General features: G+C 63.0%; 15 protein-coding genes. 7 read left to right on the forward strand and 8 right to left on the reverse strand.

Annotated features, from left to right (window positions below; genetic code table 11):
- Positions 1-406 precede the first annotated feature (406 nt).
- From Q7S20_11475 to Q7S20_11490, 4 genes are read left to right on the forward strand one after another with little or no spacing between them, the layout of a single operon-like run.
- Positions 407-706, forward strand: a complete 300-nt coding sequence (locus tag Q7S20_11475) for a hypothetical protein (GenBank protein MDO8502450.1) — start codon at positions 407-409, stop codon at positions 704-706.
- Positions 706-1,095, forward strand: coding sequence for a type II toxin-antitoxin system PemK/MazF family toxin (locus tag Q7S20_11480; GenBank protein MDO8502451.1), 390 nt, complete (start codon positions 706-708; stop codon positions 1,093-1,095). The genes Q7S20_11475 and Q7S20_11480 overlap by 1 nt, the downstream gene beginning before the upstream one ends.
- A gap of 3 nt (positions 1,096-1,098) precedes the next feature.
- On the forward strand, positions 1,099-1,542 hold the full coding sequence (locus tag Q7S20_11485) for a RidA family protein (GenBank protein MDO8502452.1): 444 nt from the start codon (positions 1,099-1,101) through the stop codon (positions 1,540-1,542).
- A 4-nt stretch (positions 1,543-1,546) separates the two neighbouring features.
- Positions 1,547-2,500: a PhzF family phenazine biosynthesis protein gene (locus Q7S20_11490; protein MDO8502453.1), complete on the forward strand. Its 954-nt coding sequence runs from the start codon at positions 1,547-1,549 to the stop codon at positions 2,498-2,500.
- Positions 2,501-2,619: 119 nt separating this feature from the next.
- Here the strand turns inward: Q7S20_11490 and Q7S20_11495 are convergent, their stop codons facing one another.
- The 4 genes from Q7S20_11495 to Q7S20_11510 form a co-directional block, all read right to left on the reverse strand.
- Positions 2,620-2,964, reverse strand: coding sequence for a hypothetical protein (locus tag Q7S20_11495; GenBank protein MDO8502454.1), 345 nt, complete (start codon positions 2,962-2,964; stop codon positions 2,620-2,622).
- 190 nt (positions 2,965-3,154) lie between these two features.
- Positions 3,155-3,973 (reverse strand): hypothetical protein, encoded by an 819-nt coding sequence (locus Q7S20_11500; protein MDO8502455.1) that lies wholly within the window; start codon positions 3,971-3,973, stop codon positions 3,155-3,157.
- A 130-nt stretch (positions 3,974-4,103) separates the two neighbouring features.
- Entirely contained in the window at positions 4,104-4,649 is a 546-nt protein-coding gene (locus Q7S20_11505) for a TlpA disulfide reductase family protein (protein MDO8502456.1), read from the reverse strand.
- A gap of 37 nt (positions 4,650-4,686) precedes the next feature.
- Entirely contained in the window at positions 4,687-5,403 is a 717-nt protein-coding gene (locus Q7S20_11510) for a cytochrome c biogenesis protein CcdA (GenBank protein ID MDO8502457.1), read from the reverse strand.
- A gap of 118 nt (positions 5,404-5,521) precedes the next feature.
- Here Q7S20_11510 and Q7S20_11515 point away from each other — a divergent pair, with 118 nt between their 5' ends.
- Positions 5,522-7,771, forward strand: a complete 2,250-nt coding sequence (locus tag Q7S20_11515; protein MDO8502458.1) for a DUF2723 domain-containing protein — start codon at positions 5,522-5,524, stop codon at positions 7,769-7,771.
- Positions 7,772-7,848: 77 nt separating this feature from the next.
- Here the strand turns inward: Q7S20_11515 and Q7S20_11520 are convergent, their stop codons facing one another.
- Genes Q7S20_11520 through Q7S20_11530 form a run of 3 tightly spaced genes read right to left on the reverse strand, consistent with a single transcriptional unit; the run spans position 7,849 to position 13,374 of the window.
- Positions 7,849-10,602, reverse strand: a complete 2,754-nt coding sequence (locus Q7S20_11520; protein ID MDO8502459.1) for a M14 family zinc carboxypeptidase — start codon at positions 10,600-10,602, stop codon at positions 7,849-7,851.
- A gap of 13 nt (positions 10,603-10,615) precedes the next feature.
- Positions 10,616-11,929: an amino acid permease gene (locus tag Q7S20_11525; protein MDO8502460.1), complete on the reverse strand. Its 1,314-nt coding sequence runs from the start codon at positions 11,927-11,929 to the stop codon at positions 10,616-10,618.
- Positions 11,926-13,374, reverse strand: coding sequence for a DUF4403 family protein (locus tag Q7S20_11530; protein ID MDO8502461.1), 1,449 nt, complete (start codon positions 13,372-13,374; stop codon positions 11,926-11,928). The genes Q7S20_11525 and Q7S20_11530 overlap by 4 nt, the downstream gene beginning before the upstream one ends.
- 173 nt (positions 13,375-13,547) lie before the next feature.
- On the opposite strand from Q7S20_11530, the gene Q7S20_11535 reads away from it, so the two are divergent.
- Both Q7S20_11535 and Q7S20_11540 read left to right on the forward strand, forming a co-directional pair.
- Positions 13,548-14,129: a LemA family protein gene (locus tag Q7S20_11535; protein MDO8502462.1), complete on the forward strand. Its 582-nt coding sequence runs from the start codon at positions 13,548-13,550 to the stop codon at positions 14,127-14,129.
- On the forward strand, positions 14,077-14,619 hold the full coding sequence (locus Q7S20_11540) for a M48 family metalloprotease (GenBank protein MDO8502463.1): 543 nt from the start codon (positions 14,077-14,079) through the stop codon (positions 14,617-14,619). Before Q7S20_11535 ends, Q7S20_11540 begins: the two co-directional genes overlap by 53 nt.
- On the opposite strand, the gene Q7S20_11545 is transcribed toward Q7S20_11540, so the two are convergent.
- The gene (locus tag Q7S20_11545; GenBank protein MDO8502464.1) at positions 14,614-16,467 is read right to left on the reverse strand and encodes an ABC transporter ATP-binding protein; all 1,854 of its coding nucleotides are present in this window, start codon (positions 16,465-16,467) and stop codon (positions 14,614-14,616) included. The two genes, Q7S20_11540 and Q7S20_11545, sit on opposite strands and share 6 nt — an antisense overlap.
- Positions 16,468-16,508: the final 41 nt, after the last annotated feature.

A 16,508-nucleotide genomic window follows, 5' to 3' on the forward strand; every position in this document is an offset into this window, starting at 1 on the left:
TAGTGGGTCAGTTTCGAGTTGGCAGGATGGAGGCGAGCCGCCCTGCGTGCCACGGAGACACGAAGACACGGTGAAAAACGCTTTAGAGGGAAAGGCGCTTCATTCCGTTAATCAGAGTGCTCGAGTTCCCAGCAAAGACAACCTTCGTATGTCGATTCCAGCAATCCCAACAACCGTTTTCCTCCGTGTGCTTCGTGTCTTGTGGCAAGTGCAGAGACATGGCTAAACTGACCCACTACCCTGTCCGCCTGAAACCTTTTCCACCCTAAAGTGTCTAATCAAGGGAATCGTTAAGAGAACCCTTAACGCCATACTTGACGCCAGTTGATCGCGGTTGTACATACCGCAACGGCCAAACGGCGCCTTTTTCCAAAGTCGGGGTACCTATGCACGCATTTCCGCAGAAATGATCGGCACAGCTCGACGTCGCCGCACGTCTACCAGCGACCCCCTAAAGAAGATTAGCCTCCAAATAAGCGAGTCCGTCTACGAGGCCGTAAGGACGCTTGTTAGCGCCGGTGAGGTCGCCAGTACTAATGTGTTTGTCGAGGAAGCCGTCAGGGGCAAGCTAAGAGAGCGCCGCAAGGCGAAGATCTATGCGGCATATGAGCAAGCGGCCCGTGACCCTGCCTTCTTGCGAGACATGAACGCCGATCTCGAGGCGTTTGACGTGACTCTTTCGGATGGACAGGCGCCGATCCGTTAGTGCCTTACCTCGGATTAGTTCGCCGGTGGGACACTTATTGGGCTGACCTGGAACCCGGGGTAGGCCGTGAGCAAAAAGGCGCGAGGCGGCCCGTAATCGTAATCTCGAACGATGGCTTTAATGCAAAGTTCGAGATGGTAACGGTCGTGTCGCTGACAAAGCTGGAAGGCAAGCAACGAACGGTATACCCGTTTGAGGCCGTGCTGCCGAAGGGCACAATTACCCCGGACCACGCCAGTATTGTTTTGATTCATCAAATCCGTGCAATCTCGAAGCTACGACTGCTGGAGCCAATCGGGTCAATCTCGGACGAGGGACAACGAGAGGAGATTGAGCTTCGGATACTCGAACACCTGGAAATTGCGTTTGAGGAAGATGACACCTTCTAGAATATGACGCAGGATGACAAAGGATCCGGCCGTCGCAACTACGCGTCCGGCGCACTATGGGAGCCGCTGGTTGGCTACTCGCGTGCGGTGAGAGTGGGCGCGCATGTCCACATCTCGGGGACCACCGCCACCGCGGATGACGGCACGATCGTCGGCCGCGGAGACCCCTACGCGCAGACGGTGAAGACTCTCGCCAACATCAAGCGCGCGCTCGAAGCGGTCGGGGCAACGCTGGAAGACGTCGTCCGGACGCGGATATATGTCACCAACATCGCGGAGTGGGAGCACGTCGGGCGTGCGCACGGCGAAGTGTTCGGCTCCATCCGCCCGGCAACATCCATGGTCGAGGTGAGCGCGCTCATCTCTCCGGACATGCTGGTGGAGATCGAGGCGGATGCGTTTCTCGGACCGGCGGTGGAAACATCGCCCGAGCCGCCGGCCCACTGACCGGATGACATACCGATACCATACCGCCGACGTCTTCACGGACGCGCCGTTCGGAGGAAACCAGCTCGCCGTGATCCCCGATGCGCGCGGACTGACGACGGCGCAGATGAACTCGATCACGCGCGAGTTCAACTTCTCGGAGACGGTGTTCGTGCTGCCGCCCGAGGACCCGAAGCACACGCGCCGCATCAGGATATTCACGCCGGGCTCCGAGCTTCCGTTCGCCGGACATCCGACGGTGGGAACGGCGTTCGTTCTCGCGGCGACTGGCGAGATCGTGTTGGCCGGTGACGAGACTCGTATCGTGCTCGAGGAAGGAGTGGGACCGGTGCAAGTGACGATCCGCGCTGAGAACGGGCGGCCGGTTTTCGCCCAGCTCACGGCGGCCAAGCTGCCCGAGAAGGGACCTGGATCGTACGATGTGGCCACGATTGCGTCGGTTTTGTCTCTCGACACGGCGGACATTGACGCCGGCGGCACTTACGCGATCGAAGCGGTATCGGTGGGCGTCCCATTCCTGTTCGTTCCGATCTGCACCCTCGGCGCCCTCGGGCGCGCCCGCATCAGAATGGACCAGTGGGAGGAGCACCTGCGCGATTCATGGGCATCGGAGATTTTTCTCTTCGTCGAGGACGATGCGTCTCACGCGCGCGACGGCGTGCGGAACGGCGACGGCGTGATGCGCGCGAGAATGTTCGCGCCGACGCTCGGCATTCCCGAGGATCCAGCCACTGGCAGCGCCGCCGCGAGCTTCGGCGGATACCTCGCGTGGCGCTCGTCGAAGCGCGACGGCACTCTCCGTTACACGATTCACCAGGGCGTCGAGATGGGCAGGCCGAGCCGTCTCGATGTCGAAGCCGATGTGAGAGACGGGGATGTTACGGCTATCCGTGTCGGGGGAGCGTCGGTTCTCGTCAGCTCGGGGACGCTGCACGTTCCTCAGCGCCAAAGTCGGTGAGCGCGGCGATGACCAGAATCGCTGCACGAGCGCAAAACGCCTGGCCGGTTTCCCGGCCAGGCGCTCAACGATTCGGCCTGCTGGACTTCGGCGACGGGATCGCCGTCGCCCGGATCGCGCTACTGAACGAAGTTGAACAGTCCGTACAGACCGACGGCGGCACCCGTGACGGCGATCAGCAGGCCGGCCGTACCACCGATTATCGCACCGATGATGAGCGCGGCGCCTCCCACCACCATCAGGGCGACGTTGTTGCCCGCGCCGAGGCGGCGTTCCGCCATCGTAGCGGCCGTCCTCGCCGAGGCGGGAGCCGTGCGACGGATACCGACGGTGCTCGATGCCATCGTCGGACCGGCAGTGCTACGGGGCTGCGAAGCGGCCGGCGTCTGCGCGACCGCAAAGGCGGCCGGCGAAGTCACGCCGAGCACGGCGACAGTGATGAGGGAAATGACCTTGCGTTTCAAATTGCTCTCCTGTGTGCGTTCGTCGGTATTACCTGACGAAAGATAAGCGGGTGTTCACCACCGTCCAGCGGCTTGACTCGCGAACATTGCGCGCGGTCCGCCGGAACGCCGCGCTTCTTTCCTTCTGCAAATAGCGGGCTCTATCCTGGCACCCCGGTCGTTTCCCCTGTCGCCGGCGCGGTGAGCCCGATCAGCCTCGGCGTCTCCGCTCGGGAACTCGGACGGTTCCCTTCACGACGTCGTACCTGATCGTCCCGCTGCCGCCGTTGTCCACGACGAAATCTCCACCCACCCGGTCTACGTCAATGTTGCCGGAGCCGTCACTCACGACGCGCATGGTGCCGCCCACGCCGGACACGTCCATGTTGCCGGAGCCGTCGGATTCCACGGTGAAATCGCCAGTGACGTTGCTCGCCCTGATCTCTCCCGAGCCGTCATCCACGACCACGTTTCCTTCGACTCCGCTGATGACGAGGTTGCCCGAGCCGTCACTGACTCTCACGTCGCCATGCGAGCCACGGATGTTGATCTCACCGGATCCATCGTGGAGAACGAGCGGCCCCGTGTTGATGAACTCCGCGTCGCCGCTGCCGTCGCTCACGTCGAGCGCAATCGAAGTCGGGACCTCGATCACAAGGTCGAGCTCCATGCGTCCATTGTCGCCGTTCATGAGATTCCAGAATCCGATCGTGGTGACCGGCATGTTCGCCTTGATGAAAACGACATCACCGCGTCGCTCGGCGATGAGCTTGATGTTTGCGAGGCGTCCACGCCGGCTCGAGCGCGCGCTGCCGCGCACGCGCACCTTGGTCAGACCGCTCTGACCTTCGACGCGGAGGCCCCCCGCCGCCGCCTCGATTCTCACCGATCGCGCCCCGCGCGCATCCACTTCGGCGTTGCGCGGCGCGGTGAAGAGCTCGAGCGCCTCGGTCCGCACCGGAATGAACGCGGCCGTGACGATGAGCAGTCCCGGCAGTGCCCTCCGTATTCCGATCATTGTGCGTATCATCGAGCCTCCTTTACCTGGCGATGAAGCAATCCACAGGGCTCTTGGAAAGCGGGCGTGCAGCCCCCATTGGCGACTGCTGACTGTCTTTGGATGCCTTCAGAGCCCATACGGTTTGGTTCCTGGCCGGGTTTCAGTCTCCCTGGAGAGCTTTCCTGAGCGCGGCTTCGAGGTCCTGTTTGCCGCCGAGCCCCGTGTAGACGACGGTACCCCTGGCGTTGACGATGACGACGTAGGATGTGGCGGGAACGTCGTACGCCTCCGTGGCGTTTCCGTTCGCGTCCCAGAAAGTCTCGTGCGCATAGCCGTGCTTCGCGGCGTACGCTTTCACCCTCTCGCGCGACTGGTTAACGGATACAGCCACGCCGACGAACTTCACTCGCGACCTGTACTTCTTCTGGAGTGAGAGCAGCGACGGCTCGAGCTCCTTGCAGTTGGGGCACCAGAAGGCCCAGAACTCGATGAGCATCGGCGTCTTGCCGACGTAAGCACCGAGATCGGCGGCCTTGCCGTCGAGCGTCTGCACTTTGGCGCCGGGCGCGCGGGCTCCGACGGCGATTCCCGATTCCTGGGAAGTCGCGACATGAGGCAGGACCACGATGGCAACCACGATGGCAACCGCGATGGCAACCGCGATGAGCGAGGCGCGAAGAATTCCGCGGAACAGTGGCAGGACCATGCTTCGAGTCTAGACGAGGAGCTCGAAGCGCGCCAGTTCAGAAGAGCAGCTGGCCCATCTTCACCAGGTAGTACTCCGCGACGCCGAGCATGATCAGCGCGAAGCCGCGCTTGATCAAGATCATCCACGCGCCAGCGCGCGGGAGGCGCGACACGGAGCCGCTGAAGATGCCGACGACGACAAGCAATGCACACATGCCCACCGAAAAACTCAGGAGATAGACGAATCCGAGCGCGGCGCGCTGGGTAGCCGTGACCCACGTGAGGACGGCAGCCATCACCGGGGCAGAGCACGGTGCGGCGACCAGTCCGGAGACTGCGCCCATGACGAGCGCGCCGGAAACGCGGCCGGCGGTGCCCGCCGTGGAAGCCCGGTTGAGCAGCGACGATGGAATGCGAATCGGAATGACGTCAAGCATAGAGAGCGACGCGAGCACCAGCAGGTTGGCCATGGCGAAGTAGAGCCACGGATTGGTGCTCACCGTGCCGAATATCGTCCCCGTCATCCCGGCGACAACGCCTAGCGACGCGTAGACGATCGAAAGTCCGGCGACGTATGCGAGGGTCAGGACGACCGCTCGGCCGCGGGGTGCGCCGCCATCGCCCACCGATTGCCCGCCGACGATCGCCGCGGTGATCGGGATCATCGGGTAGATGCAGGGCGTGAGACTGGTGAGGACGCCGGCGACGAACAGGACGCCGATGGCGAGCGCCGGACTCGATGAGAGCTGGGCTGAAATACCGGTGAAATCCATGGCATAAAGGTAGTGCGGGGCCGTGGCACCGGCCGTCTGACGACGTGGGAGAGTCCCGCTTCCGGTTGTAGATTTGTTGGCTCATGCCAATCCACCAGCAGAATCTCTCGAACCAGCAATGACAGCAGCCAATACCAGATCGGCCTCAGCCAGGACGGCGGCCGCGTCACGTGCGAACACCGATACGGGCGCGGGCTACGAGCCCTCGTACAAGGCAGCGGGAATCGCGGCGCTCGCGGTGTTCGTCCTCTACTTCGTGACGATCGCGCCTTCAACGGCGATGTGGGACACCGGCGAGTACATGGCGGCGGCGAAGGTGCTCGGCCTGCCGCACCCGCCGGGCAATCCGTTCTTCATGCTGATCGGCCACGTTTTCGGAGAGCTGCCGCTGCCAGGAAGCTACGCGCAGCACATCAACACAATGTCCGCGCTGGCAAGCGCATGCTCTGCCGGGTTCTGGTTCCTGATCACCGAGCGAATTCTTTCCGGGTGGCTGCCGCGAAGCTGGCAGAGACTTACCGGCGCGGCGCTCGCGACTCTGATCGGCGCGACGGCATTCACCGTGTGGAACCAGAGCGTGGTGAACGAGAAGGTGTACACCATCTCGCTCTTCTTCTTCACCGCCGTGTCATGGCTGATGATCTCGTGGACCGACGACCCGGAAGGTCCGAAGGCGGAGCGGAGACTGATACTCGTCGCGTATCTGCTCGGGCTCGGCTACGCGAATCACCCTGCGGGCCTCCTCGCCGCGCCGGCGGTCGGCGTGGCGATACTGGTACGCCGCTGGCAGACATTCCTCAGCTGGCGCCTCATCGTGAAGGGCGTGCTGGTTTTCTGCCTCGGACTGACGCCGTTCATCTACGAGCCGATCCGCGCCGCCTATTTCCCGCCACTCAATGAGGGCGAGCCGACGGCATGCGTGGACAAGATTGAGACGTCGTGCACGTTCAGCGAGCTGACGAAGAAGCGGCTCATGGACAACATCAACCGCGAGCAGTACGGAAAGAAGCTGGAGCGCGGGGCGCCCTACACCGCGCAGGTCGGAATGTGGTGGTTGTACTTCAAGTGGCAGTGGCTGCGCGACGCCTACAACGAGAACGCCGCGCTCCAGGCGATACTCGCCGTGCTCTTCCTGTCGCTCGGTCTGATAGGAGGGTACGTCCACTGGACCAACGACCGGCGAACGTTCTGGTATTTCGGGCCGCTGATGTTCACACTGACGTTGGTGCTGATCTACTACATGAACTTCAAGTACGGATGGTCACAGTCGCCTGAGCTTGGCGACAACGTCGAGCGCGAAGTGCGCGACCGCGACTACTTCTACATATGGAGCTACTCCGCCTGGGGCGTGTGGGCGGCGCTGGGTCTGGTGTACATCTGGCAGGCGGTGGCGCAGATCCTCGACAGGTCGACTGACGACGTTCCCGACAAGGCGGGTTACGCGACCCGTCGCTCGTGGCTGCTGGCAACGCCGCTGCTGCTGATCGCGTGCGTGCCGCTCGTCGGGAACTGGAACGCCGCGTCGCACCGCGGCGACACCTTTGCCGCGGAGTGGGGCAAGGACATGCTCAACTCGGTCGAGCCGTACGGCATTCTCATAACGAACGGCGACAACGACACATTCCCTCTCTGGTACGCACAGGAAGTGGAAGGGGTCAGACAGGACGTGCTGGTGCTCGTGACGTCGTACCTCAACACCGACTGGTTCGTGCGGCAGATCATCCGCCGCCCGATCCGCGAATACGACGCGGCGAAGGGGCCGGCGATCTATCGCGGGAAGACGTGGCCGAAGCCGAAGGGACCGCCGCTCAAGTGGTCGTACGCCGAAGCGGACGCACAACCCGACTACATCGAGCTGCGCGAGCCGCAGATCTTCAAGCAGCGCGACCTCGTCGCGACGATTCAGCCCGGTTATCTGACGCGCGACCAGATCGTCACACTGTCGCTCATCAAGGATGCATACCCGGAGCGCTCGATCTACTTCTCGACAGGCGGTTACGGACGCTCGCTCGGGCTGGCCGCATACACGCTGCGCCAGGGTCTGGTGGAGAAGCTCGTCGAGAAGCCGGTCGTCGCGACGAAGGACACAGTGCAGGTCGGCGACGGATTCCTCGACGTGCCAACGTCATACACGCTGTGGACGCAGGTGTACAAGGGACCGCAGGAGCTGATAGACGAAGGCGGGTGGGTGGATCGCCCGTCGTTCGGCATCCCGTACACGTACACGGTAACCGGTTATGTTCTGTCCGAAGCGCTCAAGGCGAATGGAAAAACGGCCGAAGCGGCCCAGCTGATGAGCAGCGTGCAGAAGATGGCGGCGGCGGCGAGGATAACCGACGTCCTCGCCACCCTCAGCGGAGACCGCTAGTCGCGGACGAGAATTCGTGAGTGGTATCATCGGGGCCTCTGACACTCGATCGCTGAAAACGGTTCTGTCGTCGGAAGTCAGAAGTCGAGATGATTCCAGTTGGCAATGGCATTGATCGCCAGCGCGAACGACCCCTGCGATTGCCACCGCCACAGCGGTCGAATTCCGAACAGGACGACATGCCCCTTCCCGACCGGCGCATCCACGACCGCGGCTTTCCCGGCCAGCTCGCTGCCTCCCGCGAGAAGCCCGGAGACGAGCAGCGAATCAGCGTTCGTGTGGTACCGGAGGATCACCTTTGCCCGCGTAGCCTCGCGCGCGGCGACGATGGCCGGATTCACCCCTGCGGTTTCGGCGGTCGTGTCGCGTGGCGTCACGGACATTACGGGCGCCTGATTGAAGTAGATGGGGAAGCTCCCGCTCTCGTACCCATAAAGAAGCGGACTGCCTGTCGCGACTGGCTGAGCACGATAGATCCCGCCGCGGGCGTTGAGCTGGCTCGTCGTGTTGACGCTGACGCTCGTATTGAAGCCCATGTCAATCGGCAAGCGGCTGGAGTTGCCTGACGTCAGCAGGAGTCCGCCCCTCTCGACGAATCTTCTGAGCGCAGCCAATCCATCAAACCCCATCCCGGGGCGAATGTCATCGGTTTCATCCCACTTGCCGAGGTTGGGGTAGGCTGCCGTTTTCTTCCATGGTATCGGCGGCCCCACCATCGGACGGCCATTCACGAGCGCGGTGACGGGCCCGCTGACGTGCGGATAGACCACGACGTCGAAGCGGTCGAGCGTGCCCGCCTTACGGAGCTGCTGGTCGGAGATGTAGGTGAATGGGATTCCCATCTGCTCGAACGCAAAGCGCACCCAGCCCTCGTTCTGCGTCTCTAGCCATGAGTGCATGAGCGCCACGCGGGGAACCGAGGTAGCGTGCTTTGCCACCGTTATGGGCGATGCTGACGACGCGGCGGTGAGGCCCAGTGCCATGACGGCTTCACGCGCGCTCGCCGGGGCATTCTCGATGATGTAGGTCCCGGCCGGATAGTTGGCGCCGTCCGCCTTGAATGCGGCTTCGGCGACGCTCACCTTCGCCGAGCCCGTCTTCCATGGGAGGACGGCCGACCGCCAATCGCCCATGTGCTTGACGAGTAGCGTACCTGTGGCGGGAACAGAGCCGCGCACCGATGCACCGGTCGTGAGAAGCTGCATCGGCTTCGCGAGAATCGTCGAGTCGGCGACCTTGATCGTCTCGACGTGGCGGAGCGCGTCGAGTGTCCATCCGGTGTCGTCGTAAGGACGAGGATCGTCGGCCTTGTACTTCTGGATCGCGAGCAGAGTCCGGACCGTTGCCGAGTATGGCTGGTCGAGGCGGACGATCCAGTCGCCGGCGTGGACTGCGGTGGAAGTCGTGTCTTTTGCTCCCGATTTCACGCGGAAATCGTTCGTAGCGGCGTGCACCTCCGACCCCTGCGCGCGGAACAGATTCACCAGGTCAGCCGCTTCGGCCGGGTGCCTCTGATTTCGCGGAATCACGAACGCGTACGGCGCCGACGTGCGGCCGCGTTCGATCATTCGCTCTGCCTTGGCAACGTAATTCGTGAGGAAGGTCTGGCGATGATCTGCGACATACCGGAGCGCGATCAGCGCTCCCGACTGCTGGTAATTGATGTTGCTCCTGATGCACCATTTCACGCCGTTCACAGGCGGATTCGGACGATCCCACCTGCGCTCCGTGCTCGACGCGGGCAGGCGCACCGTGAGGCAGTCCGCGCCGCGCGATGTGTACGTCTCGTAGAAGCGGCCGATCGAGTTGTGCAGGTTGGCAACGGCGAGAAGCGTGTAGTTCGGGGCCCAGCCGTCGTAGAAGCCGTGCGTCCACACGCCTGGAAGACCGCGACGCGTGAGCTCGGTGATCTCCTGATAGGCGAGGGTGTGCCACTCGTCCACTACTATTGGATCGAACTCGTCGTTGTACGGGCCGGTGCCGGTGCTCGTATAGAGAAATGGAACAGACTCGTGCAGGTCGTGCACGACGACGGGCTTCCAGCGGAGAAACGCCGCCATTACGTTCTGCGTCAGCTTCTGCGACAGCACGATTCCGTCGCGATTGTTGTCGTGCGCAGTGTACTTGCCCCAGTAGATGAGAGGAACGCCACCCGGTCCGAGCTTCAGGTCGCGCGCCTCCTTGTCCGCATCAACCATCCGGTCGCGTCCGTCCACCTCGGTCACCGGCGTGATGATCGTAATGACGTTGGCGCGTATCGCCTTCGAGTTCTCGGATTCATCCACGGCCAGGCGATAGGCAAGCTCCATCAGCATCTCGGGGCTTCCGGTCTCCGGCGAGTGAATCGAGCCCGAGAGCCAATAGATGGGCCTGGCTTCCTTGATGAGCCGGGCCTTCGCCGAGTCGCTCAGGCCACGCGGATCGGCGAGCTTCGCCAGCTCGGTCCGGTACTTCTCGAGATTCTGAATCGTCGCTTCGTCGGCGATCACGAGCCCGATCATCTCCCGTCCTTCGTCGCTCATGCCGAACGAGAAGAGCTTCGTACGCGGCGATGCGTCAGCCACCGCCTTGAAATAGCGATTCAGCTCGGCGACATGCGACAGCTTTCCGATCGTGCCCGGCACGTAGCCAAGGACCTTGAGCGGAGTCGGAACGGTGCTCGATGCCGGCAACGTCTCGACGAGCTCGGTCGTGAACTTCCACCGCGGATCAGTCGGCGTGAGCTCCTTGATTCGAGCGGAGTAGGCGCTGTCTATCGGCTGCTGCGCGGCGGCGAGCACGGGCACGGCCGCGACAGCCGCGGCGAGGAGAGCGGATCGGATTGACTTCATGTCGAGCGAAACCTCAGGAAGCGGTGGGAACAGGCGTGCGACGCGCACGCATGAGAATGTAGATGAGCGTGAGTACGGCGATTGCCACTCCGATTGCGATGAACTCCTGTCGCGTGGAGCTGCTCATGAGCCAGATCACCATTGCCGACGCCAGCAATGGAATGACAGGTCCTCCCGGTACGCTGAACGGAACCGAGCCGTCGGCGCGAACATCCCTGCGCTGAAGCTGAATCGTGGCGAGACAGCAGATCAGGTAGACGATCAGCGTCGCGAGAACCGAAAGGACCACCAGCGCGGTGAAGCTTCCCGTGACGGCGAACCCGGCGCAGAGGACCACGTGAATCAGGATCGCCACATGAGGCGTGCGGAACCTGTCGTGAATCCTGCTCGTGAACGACGGCAGGAGACCGTCGCGCCCGAGGGCGTAGATCGTTCGAGGGGAGGCCAGGACGTCTCCCGCGACGTATCCGAAGGTGGAGATTGCGGCCCCGGCGAGCATGAGAATCCACCCGGCACTTCCGATCGCTCTTCGGGCAGCTTCGGCGAGCGGCGCCTGCGTGTTAGCCGCAAGATCGGCGCCGAGCACGCCCTGGGAGACTATCTGAATGGAAATGTAGAGCAGTGTTACAACGACGAGTCCGATGAACACGGCGCGCGGTACCGTGCGCGCGGGGTCGCGAACCTCCCCGCTCGGAGTAAGCGCCGACTCGACACCGAGGAAAGCGAACATCAGCATGACCGACGTGCGGGCAACGTCTCCAGCCGCCGGCATGCCAGGCCACGAGAGGTTCGATCCCTTCACCGCGAAGAAGCCCACGGTCACCAACACGAGCAGCGGAATGAGCTTGGCTGCAGTGACCGTCTGCACCGTTCTGCTTCCCGCCTTCACTCCACGGATGTTGATCGCGGCGAACAATGCATACATGGCAAGGAGGAACGCCGTCCGCGCCGCTGGCTTTGCGAACAGAGGAAAGATCTGCGCGAGCGTGTCCACACAGACGTTCGCGACCGCGGCCGATGCGAGTACGTTCGTGCCGAACCAGAGACACATGGCGACCATGAAGCCTATGTATGGTCCGAACGCGATTTCGGCGTAGGCATATGTCCCGCCCGACAGTGAGACTCTGCTTCCCGCCTCGGCGAAGCATATGACGATCAGCGTCATTGCCACCGCGCAGACGAGATAGATCACCGGCGCCGCATTTCCAACCATTCCGGCGACCACCGCCGGGAGAACGAAGATGCCCGCGCCTACTGTGTAGTTGATGATCGCAGCGGAAAGCCCGCGCACTCCCACCGCTCTGATAAGTCCTTCGTCAGTCTTCATTGTCCCTGTCTCACGGTGAGTCTGGCGCTGGCATCCGCCTGCGCGCGCAGCCTGATGGCTGTCCGGCGCGCGTGAACCGAAAGTCCCTGCACACGCTTCACGTCGGCGGCGAGCCTCACACCCGGCGCCAGATCGCGGTTGAGTCCCTTGAGAAGCTGCTCCTTTCCCGTCTGCATGACGTCGCCCACCGACCAGCGGGCCTGGCTTCGGATGAAGTCGCGCACTTCGTCGTGCTTCACCCACTCCACACCGCGCACCAGGAGGCTGGCCGATCCGACGTCGTAGTCCAGATCGGGCACAAAGAGCTCGTTGGTGCCGGGATCGTACCTGGGAGTACCCACGAGGTAGATGCGACCGTTGGTCGCTCCCTTGAAGAGCAGCTCGAGCGCCAGCTTGCCTCCGCCGATTCCGAACAGGCGGACATCCTTTACCTCGAAGGTCTGTCCGCCGCGCTCGATTTTCTTCCCGTTAACGTGCTTGCGCAGCAGATCGGTTGCGAGGTCGTAGCCGATGACGCCTTCGAGAAGAATGTGAAGTCCATCGCCGACCGCCGCGGGATAGAGCGGTGGAAGTGGACTTTCCGTCGCCTCGGGCCGGCGACCCGTAACGACGACTGGCGAGGCCGAGAATCCCAGCGCGGTGACGAGGGTCTTCTTCACGCCGACCGACTGTCCCATCCGAACTGCCGAGGGGTTGATGAGAAGCCACACGCTGTCCGTGAGCGGAATCGGCCGCTCGAGCAGGTGCCACCAGCTCTCGAATCTCGAGCGGATGTCAATCGAGGCGATCTTTCGATCTATCATCGGACGCTGCTTCTCCAGCACTTCCTTCGTTGCGCTTATCACCCGGTTGGTAACGTCAATGTTGAGGAACGTCACCCGGCACTGGTCGCGACGCTCGTCACTGTAGGGTACGACCCGGGCGACGCGCGTCTTTCCGCGCAGATTCCACGCGGGAGTGATCTGGAGATCCGACGACATCGCGACGCGTGCGCGCGGACGCTCGTCGTCAATGCCGCACGAGCTCGATATCTCAGGGCCGACAGGGGGCTTGTACCATCCCCTTCCCTTGTAATGCACGACGGCGGAGATGTTGGCCGTCTGGCCGTTGAGGGAGACTGAGAAAGGGTCTCGCGTGGCCTCGAAAGCGATGTGCATCCGCTTGTTCGCGAGCTGATTCCGCTCGTTGATGTTCCCGAACTTCCTCGGCACCGCCTTCTCCAGCGCCAGCGCGACCGGCGTGAGGTCGTAGGTGAGCGGGATGTCGAGTGTAGAAGTGGGAAGCGTCGGAAGGGTATCGATGTCGGCGAGCATCGCCGGCGCAGGCGCATCGACGTCGAGCCTGGTCTTGCAGCCGGTCGCGACAAAAGCGGCGGCGACGAGCGGCGCCAGAAATCGAAACGCGCGAGCGCCGCGACGCGTAATGAGTGCGCGCGGATCGGTCACGATTGACCGGAAGCCGGTTCGCGTGGTCTCAGGGGTTGGCAAGGGCACCCCAACCTGTGGCTGAACAGGATGATTATCAATAGCGACGGGCTGGGCCGCGGGTATCTTTGACACACTGCGGCCATCCGGCCAGTTGCGCGGTGGTCTGGACATCATGCCTCTGGAGGCGATTCATGTTCGGGATAGTGCTCCTCGCTCTCATCGTCATTTTCGTTTTCTTCGCGATCGGCGCGTACAACCGTCTCGTGTCGCTGAAGAACCAGGTGGCGAACGCCTGGAAGCAGATCGACGTGCAGCTCAAGCGGCGCCACGATCTCATCCCGAACCTGATCAACACGGTCAAGGGCGCGATGAACTTCGAGAAGCAGACTCTCGAGGCTGTAGTGGCGGCGCGCAATCAGGCGATCGCCGCGTCGGGCACCGGCAACGTGGCGGCGACGGCTCAGGCGGAGGCGCAGCTCACCGGCGCCCTTTCGAGACTGCTTGCCGTGGTCGAGGCCTATCCCGACCTCAAGGCGACTGGCAATGTCGCGCAGCTCCAGGAAGAGCTCACCGCGACGGAGAACAAGATCGGTTTCGCGCGCCAGCTCTACAATGACACGGCCACGCAGTACAACACCGCGCAGCAGACATTTCCCACCATGCTGTTCGCTGGAATGGCCGGCGCGTCGCCGGCGACGCTCTGGGAGATCACCGACGACGGTGAGCGCGCTGTCCCGCAGGTGGACCTCACGCTCGGCGCGCCGCCCAAATGACCGTGGCGGGCAACCTGTTCGCCCTGAAGACGCACACATTGCCGTCACGGCCGGGCTACTCGACACGGTAAGCCGCGAAGAGCTGCAGGCCGTCGTCGCGCATGAGATGGGACACGTCGTGAACTACGACGTGAGGCTCATGACGCTGCTCACCGCGCTCGTCGGAATGGTCGCGCTGGTCAAGATCGGCGGCTCGAACGTCAAGCCCACCGCCATTCCGAAGAGCTCCGCGCAGCTATGCATCGCCGACCCGTTCCATTCGGTGTGGGGTGATCGCGAAGGAAAGCTCGCCGATCTGATGGCGACGCATCCGCCGCTGCGCGAGCGGGTCGAGCGTCTTCGCCAGATGGCGTATCAGAATGCGGGTAGTTACGACCCGCCCCCGGGTACAGTGGAGAGTCGTGACATCCCCCCGCCGAATGTTTCGGTTCCGACCATCTCGTGCAGCAGCGCAAGCGCGAGTGCCAGCGCCAGGGGAGTCGCGCTATAGCTGCCCGGATGCACGCGATACGGCCGGCAGCTCCTCGAGCGGCGACGGAGTCTCGGGGGTGAAATCCTCTCCCGGGTTGATGAACCGGTCGCGCTCAATTCCATACTGCTTGTCATACAGCTGGCGATATCGTCCGTTCAGCGCAACGAGCTCGCGGTGCGTTCCACGCTCGACGATCTCGCCTCCTTCGAGAACGAGGATCTGGTCGGCGCTTTCGATTGTCGAGAGCCGGTGGGCTATGACGAAAGTCGTGCGGCCACGGCGGAGCGATCGGAGGCCGTCGCGAATCATCGCCTCGCTCTCGCTGTCGAGACTCGACGTGGCCTCGTCGAGGATCAGGATGCGGGGATCGGCGAGAATCGCGCGGGCGATGGCGACTCGCTGCCGCTGCCCGCCGGAGAGCTTGACTCCGCGCTCGCCGACGATCGTGTCGTATCCGTGCTCGAATCCGTTGATGAACTCGTCGCAATGCGCGATCCGGCTCACCTCGCGGATCTCCTCTTCCGTAGCCTCGGGCCGCGCGAACGCGATATTCTCGCGGACCGTTCCATCGAAGAGAAAATTGTCCTGCATCACGACGCCGAGCTGCGAGCGGTAGTCGCGCAGGCGAACGTCCACCAGCTCCTGGTCGTCCACCAGGATCTCACCGGATTCGGGACGATTGAACGCCATCACGAGTCCGATCATCGTGCTCTTGCCAGAGCCGCTCGATCCGACGAGAGCGGTAGTGGATCCCGCCTCCGAAACGAACGACACTCCCTTGAGCACCGGCACGCCGGGCACGTAGGCGAAGCTCACTTTGCGGAACTCCACCCGGCCGCTGATCTCGCCCATGTGCGCGCGCTGCTCGTCTTCCTGATCCTCGGTCGCCATGTCGCGGATCTCGCGGATGCGATCGAGTCCCGCGAAGGCCTCGCTGATCTGTGTTCCCACCGAAGCAATCTGGATCAGCGGCGCGGCCACGAGGCCCACGAAGAAGACGTACATCACGAGCCCGCCGAGCGTCATGGATCCATTCAGGATCGAGCGTCCGCCAACGATGATCATGAGCACGCCGATCGCTCCGACGATGAGCGTCGCACCCGTACCGACGATGGACGTCCCGGTGATCGAGCGCTTCACGTTGTCGAACAGCCGCTCGACGCCTTCGCCGAACAGCTTCTCCTCGCGATGCTCGGCCACATAGATCTTGAGGATTCGAACTCCGCCGAGCGATTCGGCGAGCCGTCCGGTGACTTCGGCGTTGATGACGCTCCGCTCCCGGAACAGCGGGCGCAGCCGCGCGAACGCCACTGCCATCAGCCCGCCGAACGAGAGGAGCACGACGAGCATGATCCCGGTGAGTCTCCAGTTCAGCGCGAAGAGAACTCCGATGCCGATGATCGCCGTGAGAAGGCCGCCGGTCAACTGGATGAGTCCCGTTCCGACAAGATTGCGGACCCCTTCGGCATCGGTCATGATGCGCGAGATCAGTATGCCGGTCTTGGTGGAATCGAAATACGACACCGGCAGATGGAGAACGTGCTTCTGCACGTTCATGCGCATGTCGGCGATCGCCCGCTGTGCCGCGATGCTCACCACCTGCGAGAGCGCGTACGTCGTCGCGGCCTGTACGAGAACGGCGACGGCCGCGGCGAGCGCGATCGGAATGAGCAGATCGCCGCGGTGCTTGGCGAGCACTTCGTCTATCAAATACTTGGAGCTCGCCGGAAGCACGAGTCCGGACAGCCGGTTGATGAGCATCAGGACCAGCCCGATGGTCAGCGACCGGCGATGGCGCCAGACCAGCTCGCGCGCCTCGGCCCACGCTCTTTGATAGTTGATGCTCTTCTTCGGTTTGGCGCTCAAGGCTGTCGGGACAGGGGCGGTGTGAGGCGGAGCCGGGCCTT

The sequence above is a fragment of the Gemmatimonadaceae bacterium genome, from assembly GCA_030647905.1.
In the GTDB taxonomy this organism is placed as follows: domain Bacteria; phylum Gemmatimonadota; class Gemmatimonadetes; order Gemmatimonadales; family Gemmatimonadaceae; genus UBA4720.